Origin of the sequence: Enterococcus sp. BWT-B8 (genome assembly GCF_020567625.1) — a bacterium.
GTDB lineage: Bacteria > Bacillota > Bacilli > Lactobacillales > Enterococcaceae > Enterococcus_L.
This window is the reverse complement of record NZ_JAJDJV010000018.1, coordinates 1-18,803: the sequence shown is the minus strand read 5'-3', so window position 1 is coordinate 18,803 and position 18,803 is coordinate 1. Positions and strand designations below refer to the sequence as shown.

16 protein-coding genes are annotated in these 18,803 nt (G+C 41.3%); 12 read left to right on the top strand and 4 right to left on the bottom strand.

All coding sequences use genetic code 11. The features are described 5' to 3' along the window. The 3 genes from LI951_RS13860 to ribE are packed head-to-tail and all read left to right on the top strand — an operon-like array spanning window position 1 to window position 2,286. Window positions 1-621 carry a riboflavin synthase gene (locus tag LI951_RS13860; RefSeq protein WP_229442588.1) on the top strand — a complete coding sequence of 207 codons (621 nt, stop codon included), beginning with the start codon at window positions 1-3 and terminating at the stop codon, window positions 619-621. After that, a complete protein-coding gene (gene ribA / locus LI951_RS13855; RefSeq protein WP_202068093.1) occupies window positions 622-1,803 on the top strand; it encodes a GTP cyclohydrolase II in 1,182 nt (393 codons plus the stop codon). It begins immediately after the preceding gene. Between the two features lie 15 nt (window positions 1,804-1,818). After that, the gene (gene ribE / locus LI951_RS13850) at window positions 1,819-2,286 is read left to right on the top strand and encodes a 6,7-dimethyl-8-ribityllumazine synthase (protein ID WP_229442586.1); all 468 of its coding nucleotides are present in this window, start codon (window positions 1,819-1,821) and stop codon (window positions 2,284-2,286) included. A gap of 345 nt (window positions 2,287-2,631) precedes the next feature. Here the strand turns inward: ribE and LI951_RS13845 are convergent, their stop codons facing one another. From LI951_RS13845 to LI951_RS13835, 3 genes are read right to left on the bottom strand one after another with little or no spacing between them, the layout of a single operon-like run. Further along, on the bottom strand, window positions 2,632-4,086 hold the full coding sequence (locus tag LI951_RS13845) for a response regulator (protein ID WP_229442584.1): 1,455 nt from the start codon (window positions 4,084-4,086) through the stop codon (window positions 2,632-2,634). Further along, window positions 4,058-5,842, bottom strand: coding sequence for a sensor histidine kinase (locus LI951_RS13840; protein WP_202068090.1), 1,785 nt, complete (start codon window positions 5,840-5,842; stop codon window positions 4,058-4,060). Before LI951_RS13840 ends, LI951_RS13845 begins: the two co-directional genes overlap by 29 nt. Then, on the bottom strand, window positions 5,827-6,465 hold the full coding sequence (locus tag LI951_RS13835) for a DUF624 domain-containing protein (RefSeq protein ID WP_202068089.1): 639 nt from the start codon (window positions 6,463-6,465) through the stop codon (window positions 5,827-5,829). Before LI951_RS13835 ends, LI951_RS13840 begins: the two co-directional genes overlap by 16 nt. A 727-nt stretch (window positions 6,466-7,192) precedes the next feature. Between LI951_RS13835 and LI951_RS13830 the strand changes: the two genes are divergently transcribed. From LI951_RS13830 to LI951_RS13790, 9 genes are all read left to right on the top strand, one after another. Further along, window positions 7,193-8,509, top strand: a complete 1,317-nt coding sequence (locus LI951_RS13830) for an ABC transporter substrate-binding protein (protein WP_229442582.1) — start codon at window positions 7,193-7,195, stop codon at window positions 8,507-8,509. Continuing rightward, complete coding sequence (locus tag LI951_RS13825; protein ID WP_229442580.1) at window positions 8,493-9,437, top strand: carbohydrate ABC transporter permease; 945 nt, start codon at window positions 8,493-8,495, stop codon at window positions 9,435-9,437. The genes LI951_RS13830 and LI951_RS13825 overlap by 17 nt, the downstream gene beginning before the upstream one ends. A 6-nt stretch (window positions 9,438-9,443) precedes the next feature. Beyond that, window positions 9,444-10,280, top strand: coding sequence for a carbohydrate ABC transporter permease (locus LI951_RS13820; RefSeq protein ID WP_229442578.1), 837 nt, complete (start codon window positions 9,444-9,446; stop codon window positions 10,278-10,280). 15 nt (window positions 10,281-10,295) lie between these two features. Then, window positions 10,296-11,408 (top strand): glycoside hydrolase family 88/105 protein, encoded by a 1,113-nt coding sequence (locus tag LI951_RS13815; protein ID WP_229442577.1) that lies wholly within the window; start codon window positions 10,296-10,298, stop codon window positions 11,406-11,408. Between the two features lie 270 nt (window positions 11,409-11,678). After that, window positions 11,679-14,327 (top strand): beta-galactosidase, encoded by a 2,649-nt coding sequence (locus LI951_RS13810; RefSeq protein WP_229442575.1) that lies wholly within the window; start codon window positions 11,679-11,681, stop codon window positions 14,325-14,327. Window positions 14,328-14,338: 11 nt separating this feature from the next. Beyond that, the gene (locus tag LI951_RS13805) at window positions 14,339-15,181 is read left to right on the top strand and encodes a sugar phosphate isomerase/epimerase family protein (RefSeq protein WP_229442574.1); all 843 of its coding nucleotides are present in this window, start codon (window positions 14,339-14,341) and stop codon (window positions 15,179-15,181) included. 93 nt (window positions 15,182-15,274) lie between these two features. Continuing rightward, complete coding sequence (rhaM, locus tag LI951_RS13800; protein WP_324254795.1) at window positions 15,275-15,583, top strand: L-rhamnose mutarotase; 309 nt, start codon at window positions 15,275-15,277, stop codon at window positions 15,581-15,583. Window positions 15,584-15,937: 354 nt separating this feature from the next. Further along, a complete protein-coding gene (locus LI951_RS15280; RefSeq protein WP_324254794.1) occupies window positions 15,938-16,120 on the top strand; it encodes a hypothetical protein in 183 nt (60 codons plus the stop codon). 413 nt (window positions 16,121-16,533) lie between these two features. Beyond that, a complete protein-coding gene (locus LI951_RS13790; protein ID WP_202068082.1) occupies window positions 16,534-17,415 on the top strand; it encodes an alpha/beta fold hydrolase in 882 nt (293 codons plus the stop codon). A 312-nt stretch (window positions 17,416-17,727) separates the two neighbouring features. On the opposite strand, the gene LI951_RS13785 is transcribed toward LI951_RS13790, so the two are convergent. Further along, window positions 17,728-18,534 (bottom strand): hypothetical protein, encoded by an 807-nt coding sequence (locus tag LI951_RS13785; protein ID WP_202068081.1) that lies wholly within the window; start codon window positions 18,532-18,534, stop codon window positions 17,728-17,730. Window positions 18,535-18,803 lie beyond the last annotated feature (269 nt).

The following is an 18,803-nucleotide window of genomic DNA, read 5'->3' as shown; positions in this document are numbered from 1 at the left end:
ATGTTTACAGGGTTGATTCAGGAAAAAGGAAAAATTATTCGAATGAGCCATATGGGGCAGACTGTAAAGCTTACCTGCCAAGCTTCGGCAGAATTGCTCAGGGACTATCAAATTGGAGACAGTATGGCCATAAACGGGGTTTGTCTAACTGCAATTTCAATCACTCAACAACAATTTACCGTAGATATTATGCCGGAAACCTATCAGCGGACAAATTTTTCCCGCTTGAAAGTGAATGATGAAGTAAATCTGGAACGGGCACTCCTATATGAAGGGCGTTTGGAAGGACATTTGGTTACCGGACATGTAGACGGCATGACTCGCCTTAAAGAAAAAAGAGTACAGGAGAATGCGCTTGTTCTTACATTTGACTTTCCAGATTCATTTCATGGAGAAATTATTGCTCAGGGTTCTATCGCTGTTAACGGTGTCAGTTTAACTGTTACACAGATTACGAGTTCGAGTTTTTCCGTCAGCTTGATTCCTCATTCAAAGGATCAGACCAATTTAGGGAAATTAAATTGTGGCGATTATGTAAATATTGAAACTGATGTGTTGGGAAAATATGTGAAAGCACAGCTGGGTGTATACCAGCCGACAAACTGGAAAGGACTGGTTTAATTGAGTAGAGAGAAGATTCAGGAAGCCATAGCGTTTCTAAAAAAGGGCAAGCTGATTGTGGTGGCAGACGATGATGATCGGGAAGCAGAAGGCGATTTAGTTGGTATTGCAAATCTGGTGTCGGCTGAAAATGTCAACTTTATGGTTACCTTCGCGAGAGGCTTGATTTGTGCTCCTGTCTCTAAAAAAATTGCGAATCGTTTAAATCTTGCAGAAATGGTGGGGAATAATACGGACAGCTTTGGTACAGCCTTTACTGTCAGTGTTGATCATGTAGAAACAGCAACAGGTATTTCAGCTTATGACCGTGCCAAAACGATTGAAGCGTTGGCGAACAAGGAGAGCCTGTCGGAAATGTTTAATCGGCCGGGGCATATTTTTCCACTGATTGGTAAAGAAGGGGGTGTACTGGAAAGGCGTGGTCATACTGAAGCAGCCATTGATTTAGCCAAGCTGGTTAACCGGAGTGAAGCGGCTTATATATGTGAAATTCTAAACGAGGATGGAACCATGGCAAGACGGCCTCAGCTTGAAGTATTTGCAAAGAAGCATAACCTTCCGTTTATTACAGTTGAAGAACTGGTGACTTATCTTCATGCTGAAAAAACATCAGCTGTTAAATTGCCTACAGTTTTTGGCGAGTTTGACTTAATGCTTTTTGAAGATCAGCAGCATAAAGAACATTTAGTATTGTCCAAAGGGGACATTCGCCATACGGAGGAGCCGTTAATGGTTCGGCTTCATTCTGAGTGTTTAACGGGGGATATTTTTGGCTCTTATCGCTGTGACTGCGGGGAGCAGCTGCATGAGTCAATGCGAATGATTGAAGAGAAAGGAACGGGGGCTGTTTTATATCTGCGTCAGGAAGGTCGGGGAATTGGGCTGAAAAATAAATTACGCACCTATCAATTGCAAGAGCAGGGAATGGATACGGTTGATGCAAATCTGGCTCTGGGTTTTCAGCCGGATGAGAGAAATTATCAATTTGCGGCAGATATACTGGCTGCTTTAGGCGTTGAAGAGATTGATTTGATTACCAATAATCCTGAAAAAATCGAACAACTGGAAGCATATGGCATTAAGGTGAAGCATCGTATTCCAATTGAAATCCCAGCGGTAGAAGAAAATAAAAAGTATTTGCAAACGAAAAAAGAAAAATTTCATCATTTATTATCTAATTAAGAGAGGAAGAAGAATATGACTACGTTTGAGGGACAGCTTATTGGAAAAGGAATGAAAGTTGGTATTGTCATTGCCCGATTTAATGAATTTATTAATGCCAAACTGCTCAGCGGAGCTATAGATATTTTAATCCGTCATGGCGTACTGGAAGAAAATATTGATGTTTACTGGGTACCGGGGGCATTTGAGATCCCTTTTGTTACAAAGAAATTAGTCAGTGCCAAAAAGTACGATGGATTAATTACTTTGGGGACCGTTATTCGAGGTGCGACAACTCATTATGAACTGGTCAGTAATGAAGTAGCAAAAGGTGTAGCACATATTGGACTGGAAGCGGATATTCCCGTGATGTTTGGTGTGCTGACTACTGAATCCATTGAACAGGCGATTGAGCGGGCAGGAACAAAAGCTGGGAACAAGGGTAGCGAAGCAGCGCAGGGATTGATTGAGATGATCTCACTAAATAAACAGTTGATTGGATAAAAATATAATTAACTGTGAGAGGAAGGGCTGCTCGTTCTTTTCATTGAAGTACACAGATTAACATTTTCTATCATTTTCTTGGACAAAAGTACCAAATCATTTGTGTAAAACACTAGTGACTATAGCATAATAATGGGATATCTTTGTGCATAAAAATATTTTGATAGAATTTTAATGGTTAAGTAGTAATAGTTGCAGAGTAAAGATTTTTGTATAGTGAATTGAGAAGATGTATGTATATCAGTCAATAAAAATAGATTCCCCAACATAAAAAGACGCTCTTTTCCACCTTTAAGATGGGAAAAGCGTCTTTTTATGTTGGAGGAAGGAATCTATCCTTGTGATTTATTTAGCTGTTTCCGCTTGTTTGACAAATTGCTTAGGGGTTTTGCCAGTATACTTTTTAAAGGTCTGAACAAAGTATTCCGGGGCATTGCTGTAGCCGGTCAGATTGGCAGCTTCATAAACCCGATAGCCCTTTTTCAACAGATCAATGGCTTTTTCCATGCGATAGGCAGCCAGCTTGCTGTTAAAGCGTTCACCTGTTTCTTTGTAGTAGATCTTCCCGATATATTCGGGATTCAAAAACAGCAGATTGTTGGAAATCCATTTGAGGGAAAGGTGTTCCTGACTATAGTAGCTTTCAATAATGATATTGACGTTTTGAGCAATACTTGTATTTTCAGTCAGACAGGTCTGCTTTTCAAACAGCTCGATCCCGTGAATCAGCAGATACTGCAGCTCACGGCAGTCACTTAGCAGAATCACCTTTAAGGAATAGTCATCGAAAACAGAATCTTTTTTCAGGGAGTACTTCTCAAAGAGAAGATTCAGCAGATCGTTCACCTGCAGCTGCAACAGCTGCACAGGATAAAAAGTTAACCGACACTGCTCGAAAAACCCCTTCACTGTAATCTTGCACTTAGTCAGCTCACCTTGAGCCAACAGGTGAAGGAATTGGTCTTTGAATCCGGAGAACTGTTCATTGCTGTACACGACATCTTTGATTTTCAAGTGAGTTCCGTTAAAAAACTGCGGTGAATCAAAGTAGTAGGACTTGTCAAAATTTCCACGGCTGAGTTCAAAGCAGGTCTGAAGCTCCTGCTGACTATTAATTGTTTGGTAGAAAAAAAGCCCCTTATTTAGTTGGTTATTTTGCTTCAGCTGTTCAAAAAGTTCCTCAAAATTCTGATTTTTCGGTGTAGTAATCAAGTATCCGGTATCTTTGACATACCCTGTGATCAGATGGCTGGACAGCTTGTTTTCCTTAACTGTCTGAGAAATCAGTTGATAGCTGTCACTGTGAAAGGTAATGATTTTGAGTGGAAAGGAGATTACATTGGGCCAAGGATCAATGTCTTCCCGAAGGCTGACGCTGCGTTCAATGCAGCGCTTGATCCAAAGACGGTTTTCAATATCCCGCTGATCCAGCAGCTCGATGGATTCGCTTAAAGCCTGCTCCAGCTTCACACGTTCTACAGGCTTTTCAAGGAAGAAACGCAGACCCAAAGACATGGCTTCTTTGGCATAATCAAAGCTGCCGAAGCCGGTTAGAATAATCATTTGACTGTCAGGCTGACAGCTTTTGATTTTTTTAATAAGTTCGATTCCGTTGAGTCCAGGCATGTTAATATCTGTTACGACAATATCGATTTTCTCAGATTGACAGATGGTTAGGGCCTGTTCGCTGGAAAAAACAGTATGAACAATATCCAGCGGCAGCTCCAACTGTCTGATCAAACCACTGACCCCGTTAGCAATCAGCGGTTCGTCATCTACGATCAGTATGCGTTTTATCATGCTCATCTTCCTTTCGTTCAGTTAAAGGGATCCATATACTGACAGTTGTTTCTTTATAAGCTTGTGAATGAATGGTTAATTTTGCGTCGTCTCCATAATACAATGCCAGACGTTCCTTGATATTCTTCAGTCCAATTCCGTATTGGCTTTTTTGATTGAGATTGGCTTCAAAGCCGGGACCGTTGTCTGTCACTGAGATAACCAGCAGTTCTGCCTGTTTTTCAATTTTTAAGATAATCTGGCAGGAGCCGGTCATTTTTTCAACAGCATATTTGAATGCGTTTTCAATCAACGGCTGTATGGTCAGCTTGGGTATCTGATGGCTCAGATCTTCCACTAAAATTAGTGAAAGGAATTCGACGCGCTCTCTGAATCTGATTTTTTGGATAGTTACATAGGCTTCGATTAATTCCAGCTCTTCCTGCAGTGTGGTGTTTGGAGACGAGGTATCAATTTTCTTTCGAAACAGCAGAGCGAGTGCGGTAACCATTTCGGAAATCTCCTGTTGATTGTTAGCCAGTGCCAGCCAGTTAATTGAATCCAGTGTGTTATACAAAAAGTGCGGATTCAGCTGTGCTTGCAATGCCACAAATTCAATTTCCTGAGACAGAATTTTCATCTTGTAATTATCGGTAATCAGCTGGTTGATCTCATTGACCATCGCATTGTGGCTGTTATACAAGATAACGATCTCATCATTCTGCTGATCAGGAACACTGATGGGGGTTAAGTCTTCCAGACGTTTGGTGTGAGGGATAGTTGCCATTTTTCCAGCCAGTTCAGTAATCGGACGAGTCAGCTGGTTGGTAAAGCGGTCAATCAGCTGAAGCAGTATTAGGAGAACAAGCCCCAATGCAGCCAGCAGAATTGTTTGGATGCGTACCAAATCCTTCAAAATATTTTTATCCGAAATCAGGTAGATGAAATTGAACGCTTCATGATTGGCAATCGTCACATAGTAGGAAGTCCCCTGATAGTTGAAATGAGTAAAGGTATTGCTTCCCATGGGCAGCTGCTCCCTGAGCTCTGGCAGCAGAGCATCCTTATCCTCTTTTTGCTGCAGCGTATGATGAAAATTATCACTGTAATTTATAAAGAAAAAGAAATCTTCCGAATAATTAGGGTTACTGTTCAGCTCTTCAGTGATAAAGCTGGTATCTACAACAAAGATAATCGTGCCGAGAAAATTCAGTGTTGGTCCGCTTGTTTCAAAAATTTTACGAGCATACACAGCCTGAGACAGGGAATCTGAAAAGAACCAAACCCCTTTGGCCGGCGAATCCGAAAGCTTGTTACTGATGTCGTTAACGGACAGGTCAAGAAGGACATTGCGGCTGTTATTCATAAAGTTGGCAAAATTATCATCCTTAGTATTAAGAAGATAGCTGTTGTTGATATTGCTGCTGTTTCTGGTTAACTGACTGACTCTGGAATACAGGGAGCGCTTCAGCTGATTTCGTTCTTCTTCTGAGAGATCCTCTGCATTGGCGCTCTTCAGCTCCCGCTGCAGATCATCATCATCGATAGCCCGATATGTCAGCTGCTCTACCTCGGCAAAATGGCTGTAGAGGCTTTGGGAGTTCATAATTGTCTGATTATAGGCACTTTCATAGGTTTGCTGTGCCAGAACTCTGCGCCAGACCAGAATGATAATGAGAGAAAAAATAGCAAATACGATGATAATTCCGCCGATCAGCACACGGAATTTATCGCGAAAGCTCAGCTGTTTAAATGTCCTTTTTATGGTTGTGAGCATGGCGTATCCCACTGCTTTTTCAGTTGTTTTGTTTTTTCGATCATACGACTGTGGAAAAACTCTGTAAAGTAACAGAGCACAGTTGCTCCGCACAAGAGAAGTAAGCTGCTCTTCTGGCTAATCAGCAGCCACAGGGCATAGACTGAAAGTACATTGGTCAGATTTAAATGAGGGAAGCGTGTCAGCATAAACAAGCTCAGTGAAAAATTCTCTTTGGTAGTCAGCTCTGGATTTTTGGCAATATTGAAAAACAAATTCCAGATAATAAAGAAGCCGAACACCCCTGCTGCCAGATACAAGATATTCAGCAGCTGGTTTCCCCCGAGAAATACGTTTGTGATCCGAAAATTCAATAATAATAGACAAAAAAAGAAGGTACTTAAAAGGAAATAGGTGTTTGTCTTAAAGAAGCAGGATTTGTATAAATCCCAGAATTTCCTGATACCGTGATAGTTCTTTTCTTCTCTTAATTCAGAGGTAAGCGTTATCAAAGAAGCCGTTGCCGGAGCGATTCCAAATAATCCCAATCCTAGTGCCGAAAAAAGAAGCCACAACAGATTAAGATAGACAAAATACGCTGTGTAACTAAAAATATCCATTAATGAAGAAGTGAATTTGAACATGAAAGCATCCTCCCTATAAGCCATGTGATTTAGGACCTGCATAAAAACCCTAGTGTATCGACCGATTTAAACCTAAGTTATGCTTCTAATCGAAGAAACATGGAACATATCCAGTAGTATTATATATGAGGCTGATGGATGTACTCTAATATAAATGAACAGCTGCTCCTATTCCGGGATGACTATTTACTATTCAAAGCTTGTCGTCTGCATACAGCTACCTCTTTGTATATGGAATAAATTGTAATAAATTTATCCCCATCAGCGCTTCGCATACTAGTAATCTCTTAGTGAGAAAAATAAATGTTTGCCCATTTATTTCAATCAGAGCATTGCATACCATCCCACTAGCTGTTACTGCAACAGTGGGAAATCCTTGTATCTACGAGTCTCACTACATTACACTACACTTCGTTTCGATCTCATCAATTTCTAAATGGCAAAGCCATTAAGAATTGAAGGACTTCGTTTTGATCTCATCAATTTCTAAATGGCAAAGCCACTAAGAATTGAAGGACCTTGTTCGATTCTTGATAGTTTTCCGACCGGCCCTAGTATATTTTGAGTATAGCACATCTGGTGTCTATCTTTTTCAGGTAAAAAAAGGGAGGTCGGTTTTTTTACATTTTTCCTCTGATTTTTTCCTTTTTATTCTACAGGAAATGCCATAAAATCAAAGTTGTAAGCGGACACGGAGAGAAAGTATGACTTATAGGAGGAACAAAAAATGAAAAGAAAAATCTTAGCTTTTTTAGGAATCAGTGCACTTGCTTTAGGACTGGCAGCCTGTGGTTCAGGGAGTGAGGAAAAAGAGAAGACAGCTTCCGGCGATGATAAGACAAAGATCAGTTTTACATGGTGGGGAGCCGAAGTCAGACATGAAAAGTACATTGCCGCAATTGAAGTTTTTGAGGAACAGAACCCGGATATCGATATTGAGTATGAGTATGGTGCCTGGGATGATTACTGGAAAAAGCTGGCGACCAAATCAGCTGCCGGTGAACTGCCTGATGTGATGCAGATGGATGCGTCCTATCTGGCACAGTATGGAGAGAAAAATCAGCTTGCAGACCTGACAGATTTTGTGGCAGACGGCGGAGGTATCGATATTTCCAACATCAATGAATCTCTGATCGAAACTGCAGCAATGAATGATAAGCTGTATGCTATTGCACCGTCAATGAATGCCATGTCCATGCTGGTAAACAAAGGAATTACTGATGAAGCGGGAACAACGGTGGATTTCAGTAAGTATACATTTGATGATTTTGTCAAATCTGTTTCAGATACCCAAAAAGCAACCGGCAAATACGGTTGGATGGATGTTTCTGACAACTCTGTTTTACTGCAGTATTATCTGCGTACTCAAGGAGAAGAGCTGTATAAATATGATTCAAACGGCAAACCCAAACTGGCTTTTTCTGAGAAGAGCTTCGTAACCTTTATGACAGCTATTCAAGAACTTGCCGAATCTGGAGCTCTGCCGACAGCAGAAGTTGTAAACAATCTTAAGAGCTTCGATGAATACCCATTCTCTTTGGGCGAAGCTGCGTATTTACAAACATGGACGAATCAGTACGTAACGTATCAGGAGTCTGCCAGTGACGGAGTGGAGTTCTCACTTGAGCTGCCATTTGATGCAGAAAAAACAGGAGCAATGTACTACCGTCCAACCTTCTATTATTCTATTTCAGAAACGTCAAAGGAGAAGGACGCCGCAGCGAAATTTGTTGATTTTATTGTAAATGATGAAGAAGCCAATAAGATCATTGGAACCGAACGTGGAATTCCAGCGAATGCAGCAGCTAAAGAAGCGATTTATGAAGAAATGACAGAGACAGAAAAAGCAACTTCTGATTATTTGGATAAAATCGAATCAATGGTTGGCGCTGCTTCACCTGTACCGCCGGTAGGGTATTCTGAGTTGAACAGTCACTTTAAAGACCTGTACGCAGAAATCACTTATGCGACCATGACGCCGAAGGAAGCGTATGATGATTTTGCAGCGAAGGCTGAGGAGATATTCGATGAAAACTATGAGTAATTCGATCAAAGGGTTAGGTGGGTGCTTCCGGCGCCTCTCCACCCAAAAACAGGACACAGTATCGGGGTATATGTTTATATCCCCTTTTATTATCGGCTTTTTGACCTTTATCGTGGTACCAATGGGGATTTCCCTGTTTATGGCTTTCCACAATTATGATCTCCTGACTGAAGCCACATTTAGCGGGCTGGATAATTTCAAGAAAATTATTTTTGATGACCCTAAATTTCGTCAGTCACTGGGTGTCACTCTTAAATATGTAATTACCGCAGTTCCGCTGCGTCTGGTCATCGCCTTGGCGGTCGCAATGCTGATTAACCGTCCCTCTAAACTTTCCGGCTTATACCGGGTGCTGTTTTACATACCATCAATCATTGGAGGAAGTGTGGCGGTTTCCATCATGTGGCGCAACATCTTTGGCGATTCAGGTCTGATTAACGGAATACTGACATCAATCGGGATTGATCCGGTTTATTTCTTTAAGAATCCCGGAACAGCTCTTCTGACTTTGGTATTGCTGGCCGGCTGGCAGTTCGGCTCTTCGATGCTGATCTTTCTTTCAGGGTTGAAGAACATTCCGATTGATTATTATGAAGCGGCCCAGATTGATGGTGCCGGTAAGATTCGTCAGTTTTTTGGTATTACACTGCCTTGCCTGACCCCGATCATTTTCTTTAATCTGGTGATGCAGACAATTCAATCATTTCTAACCTTTACACCGGCCTTTATTATTTCGAATGGGACCGGAGCTCCGCGAAACGGTACCCTGGTTTACTCATTGTATGTCTATCAAAAGGCTTTCAATGATTTCAAGATGGGGTACGCATCGGCATTGGCCTGGATTTTACTGATTATCATTGGGCTTGTGACCTTGGTGTTGTTTGCGTCATCAAAATTCTGGGTATTCTCAGAATCAGAGGAGGTATAGGAGATTATGCAACAAGTGAAAAAACAAAGCATTATTTTTGATGTCTGTATTTTGATTATCGCCCTACTGATGCTTTATCCGATTTTTTGGCTGATTTTCAGCTCACTGAAACCAAATACGGATATCTTTAAAAACGCCACGGAGCTGTTCCCGCGAGAATGGACCCTGGCGAATTTCACCAAGGGCTTTCAGGGTATTGCAGGAACGCCTTTCCTGACCTATATAGGCAATTCACTGAGAATCTCATTGATTGCTACAGTTGGGGCTGTTTGTTCCTCTGCGGTTATCTCCTATGGATTTGCCCGTATTCCTTTCAAAGGGAAGGGCTTCTGGTTTGCCTGTGTACTGGTTACCATGATGCTTCCTCAGGAAATTATTATGGTACCGCAATATCTGTGGTTCAATAGGCTGAACTGGGTCAATTCGATTTTACCAGTAACCGTTCCTTCTTATTTTGGACAGGCCTTCTTTATTTTCCTGATGGTGCAGTTCATTAAGGGAATTCCAACGGACCTGGATGAAGCAGCAAAAATTGACGGTTGCGGCCGGATCGGAACTTTTTTTCGGATTATCCTTCCTCTGATTAAGCCTGCTTTGGCAACTTCAGCAATTTTCTCTTTTTACTGGAAGTGGGAAGAGCTGATTGGTCCGATGCTGTATTTGACAAAACCGGAAAGCTACACTGTTTCTATTGCATTGAAGCAGTTTCTCGATTCCTCAAGCAGCTCCAACTGGGGCGCAATGTTTGCCATGTCAGTTGTTTCTCTGATTCCAGTGCTGGTTATCTTTTTCATGTTTCAAAAATATATTGTTGAAGGGATCAGTACTACAGGGCTGAAGTAAAGAAAGGTTGATAGAATGAAAAAAGATCACAACGTAGTCGAACATATTGTTTCAAAACAGATAATTCAGGAAAAAATAGCACTGGTTATCGAAAATCTTACAACGATTCAGGATAATGGAGATTTCTTTATACATTTTGAGGATGTAGTCGTTGATGACAAGAGCTGGAATGTCTGGAACTGGCCTCAAGGTGTTGGGTTATACGGCTTGTATAAGTATTATGAGCTGACAGAGGATGAGCAGGCATATCAGGTGGTTCTTGAATGGTTTGAGAAACAGCTGCAGACGGGCGCCCCTCCCAAAAATGTCAATACGATGGCTCCTCTTCTGACAATGGCTTTCCTGTATGAAAAGACAGGAGATCAACGTTATCTGCCTTATTTAGAAGTATGGGCTGAATGGGTGATGAAAAAGCTTCCGCGCACCCGCGAGCACGGGTTCGAGCATCTCACCTATGGACCTGAACGCTTCCAGCAATTGTGGGATGATACCCTGATGATGACAGTGCTGCCGTTGGCCAAGATCGGTCGACTGTTGCAACGTGATGATTATCTTGAAGAGGTTAAGCGGCAGTTTATGCTGCATATTAAATACCTGACGGATCGAAAGAGCGGGTTATGGTACCATGGCTGGACGTTTGAGGGAAATCATAATTTTTCTGAAGCATTGTGGGGTCGGGGCAACTGTTGGATTACAATAGCGATTCCCGAGGTAATTGATATTCTGGATTTGAAGCCGGGAGATGGTTTCCGTGCCTTTCTTATTGATACTCTGGAGCGGCAGGCAGCAGCCTTGGCTGAATATCAGCATGCATCCGGACTGTGGTCCACATTGATCAATGAACCGCAAAGCTATGAGGAAAGTTCGGCGACTGCCGGCTTTGCATACGGAATTCTAAAAGCTGTGCGCAAAGGATACATTGATGAGAAATATCAGATGAACGGCGAACGTGCCATTCAGGCGCTGGTTGATCAGGTAGCAGCTTCCGGCGAGGTGCAGCAGGTTTCTGTGGGTACTGCTATTGGTGAGAATCTGGATTACTACCGGACGATTCCGTTGACTTCCATGGCTTATGGTCAATCGCTGGTTGTTTTAGCATTTTCGGAATATCTGTATGACTTTATTTGATGGCTGCCAGAGGAGTTTCAAGAAAAAAGCTCCTAACTTTGAGCTGTTTTGGAACTTTCCGGGAAATGATGGTACAAACGGGTTGTCCATTCGATCGGCTTTGATCTCATGCAGAAGGAATGGTTGGCATTCATTGCAGATAGTTGTCTTGAGTCATTTCAGACTTATGGGATCAGCCTGTAAGCAAAACAAACGATCATGATAAAAGACTGGGACGGGACTGAAACCGAAGTCCCGGTCTTTATTATTTGTTAAAGAAGGGAAGGTCTTATGAAAATTTTGTTAGCCGGAGATTCAACCGTTGCGCACTATGGTTCCCAAAATCATCCCATGAGCAGCTGGGGGGATGGACTCAGCAAAAAATTGAAAGAAGAGCATCCGGAGATTCAAGTGGAAAATTTTGCCAAGTCAGGTGCTACTACTCGCTCCTTCGTAGAGGAAGGTTGGTGGGAGCAGCTGATTGAAGCAATCGAAAACAATGATATTGTAGTCATTCAATTTGGGCACAACGACCAAAAATTCATGAGTGGAGTTTCTCCTAATGATTATTATCGCAATCTGCAGCAAATGGTGCTGACTACCCGGAAGGCAGGTGGACAACCGGTACTTTGTACACCGCCGGAACGGTACGAAATTCAGGAAGGAATGCTTCAGCATACCCTGGAGCGGGAGTGTTTGTTAATTAAAAGGTTGGCCAAGGAGCAGGAGATTCCCTTAATCGATTTGAATGAGTATTCTTATTTCTATTATTCTTATTCACCGAATATTGAAGAGACCCGTTCTTATTTCACTTGGCTGGCTCCCGGAGAAGCAGCAAATTATCCCGGAGGCAGTTACGATGATACGCGCTTTTCTGTTAAAGGCGGAGATATTTTGGGACATTATATGTATTTACGTTTGCAGCCTTTATTAAGAGAATCCGGGTCAGAGACATTATTTGATGATCTCTACTACGGTGCGTGTATGTATCCTGAATTGTGGGAGGAGGAGATTGTCAAAGAAGATATTCAGCATATGAAGTGCTTGGGCATGAATTTTGCTCGTATTGGAGAGTTTATCTGGAGTAGTCTGGAACCCGAAGAAGGGGTGTATGATTTTTCAACACTGAGGCATTATCTGAAATGGTATCACGAAGCAGAGATTCAGGTGCTTCTTTGTATTCCAACACCTACACCGCCGCGCTGGCTGACCGCGGACCATCCAGAGCGCTGTATTCACAATCAGGATCAAACTATTATGGTACATGGCTCCCGTCAGCATGTTTGCACTAATCATGCGTACTTCCGTCATCGTGCTTATTTATTAACCAGAAAAGTTGCTCGACTGACAAAAGAGTTTGACAATATTATAGGGATTCAGCTGGACAATGAATTTAAGTGTCATGTGGACCTTTGCTTCTGTTGTTCCTGTCAGGAAAAGTGGCACAAAGCACTTCAATCAGAATATGGAAGAATTGCCTATCTGAACCAGCAGTGGGGAACTAAAATCTGGAGTGAGGAATACACCTCTTTCGCTGAGATTCCGCTTCCGCTAAGAACACCCTTTGTTCATAACTCCTCCCTGATGAATGCGTTTCGGCTCTTTACTGCTGAATCTCTCAATGAATTTGCTCATGGGCTGTGTCATATGATTCGTATGGAAACGGATATACCGATTACTCATAATACAGCATTGGGCTTTCACCTGATAAATCAGGAGCTGTTCAGTGAGTTGGATTTCGTATCCTTTGATACCTATGCACCGGCAGCAAATTATCCCGGGTTTACATTAAATCTGGATCTTTGGAAAAATGTGAAAACAGATGTATCGGAAGTAATGCTGCTGGAGACGAGTACGTCGCATGCTGGACATATCGAAAACTACATTGCTCCGCATCCTAATGGTTATCTGACTGCTGAGGCATTTGCCGGTTTTGCAGGCGGACTGAGAAGCTTTTGTTACTGGCATTTCCGTGGCCATCGCTTCGGTGTTGAGCAGCCGCACAGTACTGTCGTGACTCCTTGGGGCAAACCGGGGAAAGGTTATCAGGAAGTGGCGGAGATTGGAAAGATGCTGCAGCAGCTTAAGCCTCAACTGTTATGCAGTATCCATCAGCCGGCGACAATCGGGCTGATTTATTCCGATTGTGCCAAACGATTTTTTACAATTGAATCTGGAGGTATCTATGATTATCGCAGCTTGATCACAGAGTACTACGGCTCTCTGATTCATCAGGGGGTGTCGGCGGAGGTTATACAGGAAAGCAGCGATTTCGGTTCCTTTGAAATATTGCTGGTTCCGTTTATCCGCTATATCAGTCAGACGCTGCTGGAAAAGCTGAAAGCTTTTGCTGAAGACGGTGGGCGCATTGTTTTTGGTCCGCTGACTGGCGATCGTACGGAGATGCTGACCTGGCCGGAGCATAATGGTCTGGATCGGCTTGGTGACTGGCTTGAGGTTGAGAATATACTGCAGTTTGCGACTTCTAAAGAGCAGCCCTGTTTGTTGGAAAATTCAGAGGAAGTATTGGCAGGCTTGGTCTCTGTTCTGACTCTGACTGATAAATGGCAAGTTCTGCGGCGAACTGCTGAAGGAAATGCGATGTGGGCGAAACGTCCTGTGGGTACTGGCGAAGTTTTTTATTTAGGTGGTTTACCTGAAAACCTGAACAGTTCCACCTCTTGGCAGCAGTTTGTGATGAAGGAAATCAGGTGTCATGATCGGGATATTGCGTATGTGCAGATATCTGATGGTCTGGTCAAATATCAGCGAATTGAACAGGAAACAGGTGTACGGCAATTCTATCTGGTCAATTTAAGCGGAGTGTCTGCAGAGTATCAACTGATTAAGGAAATGGAAATGGAGAGCGGAGTATTGCTTTCCATGGGAGCGCATCAGCTGCAGGCGTATGAAACCTTGCTGCTGAAATGCTCAGACTAGGAGGGAAAGACATGTTAAATTATGCGATTCGCGGACATGATCTGACAACATGCAACACGATTGAAGAAATGGCAGAACAAGCAGCAGCTCAGGGCATTTATTCTCTACAGCTGGCACTGGGAATCTCTTTTCCGGAATGGTCTGGAGCAGATAAATTGAATCCCGGAATGGGTCGGTTCATAAAACGCAAGCTGGCCGAGAAGGGAGTTGAGGTGGGACTTCTAAGTTGTTACATCAACATGCTTCATCCTGATCCTATTCAAAGAGAGAGCCTGCTGCAGCGCTTTGAAGCATATCTGAAGTATGCACACTATTTTGGTGCTTCAATGGTTGCATCTGAAACCGGCTGTGTCCTGCCGGAGATATACTATACTGAAAAAAACTTTACTGAAGAAGCCTTTGAAGACCTGGTTTCCGTCATTAAACGTCTGGTTGAGACTGGCGAGAAGTATCAGATGATGGTTGGGATTGAACCTGGGCTAAATCATCCGCTGTATTCCGTTGAGCGGGTGAAACAGCTTTTGACGGCTGTTAAATCTGATTATCTGGGTATTATTTTAGATCCTACCAATTTGATTCACAGCGGCAATGATCAGGAGCAAGTTGGGATTGTTAAGGAAGCCTTTGAAAGCTTTGGTGAAAAAATTGTTGCTGTCCACTTGAAGGATTTTGAAATTCAAAAGGATCGAATTGTTCCTGTAAATCTTGGAGAAGGACGGATCAACTATCTGGCAATTCTTGAAATCATTGAAAAGTACCGCCCACTTTCCTATGTTGTTCTGGAGGAGACTAAAGATGATGGAGCAGCCAGAGGACTTAAGCTGATTAATGAAAGGAGACAGGGCATCTTATAAAATGGTAAGTTTGTTTTATAGAGTATTGGGAAGTGGAGAAGAAATAACCAGTCTCATAGATAAAGAGATATACAGGAGAGGAGCAGTTGAAAGGTGAAAAAAGCGTTTGTTATGCAGGTCTACCCTGATAAACACCAGGAATATGAACAACGGCACGCCCAACTCTGGCCGGAGATGCGTCGGATGCTTAATGAATACGGGGCAATCAGCTACTCCATTTTTTTAGAAAAGGAAACCAGCCAGTTGTTTGCTTATCTGGAAATAGAAGATGAACAACGTTGGCAGGAAACAGCTGCTGCAGAGATTAATCAAAAATGGTGGGAATATATGGCGGATATTATGGAAACGAATGAAGATCATTCGCCAGTTGCTGCTGATTTGATAAAGGTATTTGAGCTGTAGACACTAGTGTATACTGCGGCAGAAAAGAAAGATATCAACTCAGGGAGTAAAGCAGCCAACCATGATCGGGGTATATAGAAAAAGTTTAAACGTGCATAATGTATATTGGAAGATCAGCCGTATCCGAATGAATGGATACGGCTGTTTTGACGGTGAAAAGCCTGCTTGGGTTATAAATCTGAATCAGTATCTCGCTTAATCTCTGTTTTGATAAATAGATTGTTGTATAATTAAGAACAGTAATGACTTGAAAAAGATAGGATGAAGTCCGAATCGCTCACAAGATTATTTGAATGATGTTCTTGTTCGAATGGCATATGCATCCCAGTGTGCTAGAAGGGAAATACGATTTCTTTGCCTCAGACAATTTCTGTCATTTTAGAAGGACTCCTTCATGGTAAAAGCAAAAGTATTCGTGAATTTTACGAGATTGAAAATCATAAACAACTATTTGAGTACTTGGAAAAACTGCTGAGAGAAGAACATCCGCTGATTGTTCAGAAAATTAAGAGAATTCATATTTTGTTAACTGATTGACTTCAGTTACGAAGAGATAGCTGTATGCGTATGACAATCTTTGAATGTGAAGTATTCATCTCCTAATAGGAGCAGCTGTTCATTTATATTGGCGCATAACTTAGATTTTGATCGGTCAACACATTAGGCTGCTTATTAAAAACGATATAACAGCATCCAACAACTTCATATCAGAGCCTTAAAATTAATGATTAAATAGATAATTATGGTAATGAGGCATCTAATTACTAAATGGTTTAGATAGTTAAATCGCCAGTGAAGAATGTTAAAGAGCTTTGTTCAAAAGAATACAAAAACTATCAAAGAAAAGTAAGGTGATCAAGATGAATAAAAAGAGAAAAAAAATAATACAGAACAATGGAATATCAGAAATAGCGATATATTCCTTGGCAGGGTACAGACAGAAGATATTGATGGAGGGAAAGAAGGCGACAAATCCAGTTGTGATTTTTTTACATGGCGGGCCTGGAGTACCTTTTCCTTTTTGTGCGGGAAGCCGGGGGATGTTTCCAGAATTTACAGATAAATTTATAATGGTATATTGGGATCAGTTGGGATGCGGGATTAACAATTGCAGGTTAGACAAAAATTTTAAGATTAACAATTTTGTAAATATGACTATAGATTTAGTTACAAAGGTCAAAAAGAAATTCCCTGAAAATCAGATTACTCTTTTTGGTATATCCTGGGGGTCTATTCTGGCAGCTAAAGCAGCTGAAAAAGCCCCGCATTTAGTGGATAAAGTACTTATATACGGGCAGGTGCTAAAGGAACTGGCATTTAATGAGGAAACATTTGGTACGTTACTGAATGCTAAAATGTCTGAGAAGAAAAAGCGACAATTAAAGTCAATGTGGGAAAAAGAACCAAAAACAATAGAAGATTTAGAGAAAGTTATGGGGTGGATTCGAAAATATACAGACGGATATCTTTCAAAAGAAGGGGAAAAGATGTCATTAAGTAAATTATTATTAGGAATTTTAAACAGTCCAGATTATACATTGAAAGATGCAAGAGCTGCAATTATAAACAGAAGTATGAGAAATAGAGGGTTATTGACAGATTTAATGAATGTAAATTTAACTGAAGAGTTAAAGAACATGCAGGTACCATACCGTATTTTACAAGGAGATACTGATAGTGTAACTTCAACGATGATGGTTAAATCCTTCGTGAATAATAGTAAAAACTCTAATTTAAGTGCAAAAATAATTGAAAGGAGTGGACACATTCCAAGTATGGAAGGAATGCAGCAGATTTTAAAAGAGGCAGATTTATTTTTGGAAATCAAATAAAAATATGAATGAATATACAAACCGGAAAATTGGATAGTAGCCGCCATTTTTAATTAGTGGAAGCAGGTAATTTGGGTTTAGTTACCTATTCATGGATGGTAATGGAAAAATGGTTTTGCTATATCTTAGTATGTGTTATCTACAAGCTTCAATTGTTATGTGAAAAGAATGGCGTGGACAATTAAATTATAAACGGATGACCAAATTTCAATAGTTGAAAAGAACTGCCTCCCAGCATATTTTGGGGGCAGTTCTTTTGTTTCAAGCTGCATTTTCTGTTCACGTAACGTTTTGCTTTTCTTTGGCTTAATTTTACTCATCATTTGCCAGCTTAGTATAGTGTTCCATCGTCATTGCAGAAATATTCTGCATATGTCGGTAAATATCTGCCAGTAAGGTTTGAGAAATTTGTGCCAGTTTTTCGTATTCTTCCGAAGTCAGCTCTTTCATCTTTTGTTTTTCTATAAGCTCTTGTTTAGTTTGGAGAAGATAGGCGTTGTCGCTGAATAAAATACTGACCTCAACGGATTTATAGATACCGTGAAGCTCTTTAAAAATATCCAAAGGAATAAATTTTAAGTAAATCGCATAAAAATCAGTAATCTCCTTTCGCATATAGTTGCCGATTTCTGTTGAAAGCTCCAGAGCGGAAAGATGAGAGAGATTCTTTCCGAGGAGTTCCAAATTGTATGATTTCATTGAAGGAGTTAAATGCTCGGCCAACAGTGTGCTCTCCCAGAATTGAGCGGAAAGTGCGGTTTTCCGATGGGCATATAAGTTGTAAAATGCTGCATCAACATCTTCATAAGTGTTTGTTGAAAAGTTTTCCAGCAAGCAATATTTAATTGTCCAGATGAGCTGTACCTGTTCTTCTTTAGCGATGGAAAAATAGTCTGTATCTTCCCGTAACTCTTCTATCTTTTCTTCCCGCTTTCGTAAAAAGCCTTCCAGAAAAAAAACAGTGGCATAAACCTCTACTGGTGTAAAGGCTAGACCGGAAATCAGATTAAGCAAAATGCCTCGAGGAGATTCACCAAAGAACAATAATAAAAGATTGGTTAACGCAAATAAAACAAACAGTAACAAGATAAAAAAAAGCTGTTGCCGGTCTCTTTTCAATATCCTTCATCTCCCATCGTTTTTCTGAATACAAACAAAACGGTTATTCCGGTTCCTAACTTTATAAGTGTACCACGGCTGGTAAAAAAGGTCTGGTCCGAATAACTTTGGATGAAGTTTTGGAGTTTTCACGAAAAATTATTTTAGGCGGATTTTATAATGAACTTAGCCACCTAGAAAAATAAAAAAACGTCATCGCAACATTTCATGTATTATTGAGGTTCTTACACCAATCAATAAAGGATGAACTCACGATGACGCAAACTGAG

What these genes read in the sequence shown, in the direction of transcription:
- LI951_RS13860 (WP_229442588.1), top strand. Translation starts at nt 1, where the DNA reads ATGTTTACAGGGTTGATTCAGGAAAAAGGAAAAATTATTCGAATGAGC.
- ribE (WP_229442586.1), top strand. Translation starts at nt 1,819, where the DNA reads ATGACTACGTTTGAGGGACAGCTTATTGGAAAAGGAATGAAAGTTGGT.
- LI951_RS13845 (WP_229442584.1), bottom strand. Translation starts at nt 4,086, where the DNA reads ATGATAAAACGCATACTGATCGTAGATGACGAACCGCTGATTGCTAAC.
- LI951_RS13840 (WP_202068090.1), bottom strand. Translation starts at nt 5,842, where the DNA reads ATGCTCACAACCATAAAAAGGACATTTAAACAGCTGAGCTTTCGCGAT.
- LI951_RS13835 (WP_202068089.1), bottom strand. Translation starts at nt 6,465, where the DNA reads ATGTTCAAATTCACTTCTTCATTAATGGATATTTTTAGTTACACAGCG.
- LI951_RS13830 (WP_229442582.1), top strand. Translation starts at nt 7,193, where the DNA reads ATGAAAAGAAAAATCTTAGCTTTTTTAGGAATCAGTGCACTTGCTTTA.
- LI951_RS13825 (WP_229442580.1), top strand. Translation starts at nt 8,493, where the DNA reads ATGAAAACTATGAGTAATTCGATCAAAGGGTTAGGTGGGTGCTTCCGG.
- LI951_RS13820 (WP_229442578.1), top strand. Translation starts at nt 9,444, where the DNA reads ATGCAACAAGTGAAAAAACAAAGCATTATTTTTGATGTCTGTATTTTG.
- LI951_RS13815 (WP_229442577.1), top strand. Translation starts at nt 10,296, where the DNA reads ATGAAAAAAGATCACAACGTAGTCGAACATATTGTTTCAAAACAGATA.
- LI951_RS13810 (WP_229442575.1), top strand. Translation starts at nt 11,679, where the DNA reads ATGAAAATTTTGTTAGCCGGAGATTCAACCGTTGCGCACTATGGTTCC.
- LI951_RS13805 (WP_229442574.1), top strand. Translation starts at nt 14,339, where the DNA reads ATGTTAAATTATGCGATTCGCGGACATGATCTGACAACATGCAACACG.
- LI951_RS13790 (WP_202068082.1), top strand. Translation starts at nt 16,534, where the DNA reads ATGGAGGGAAAGAAGGCGACAAATCCAGTTGTGATTTTTTTACATGGC.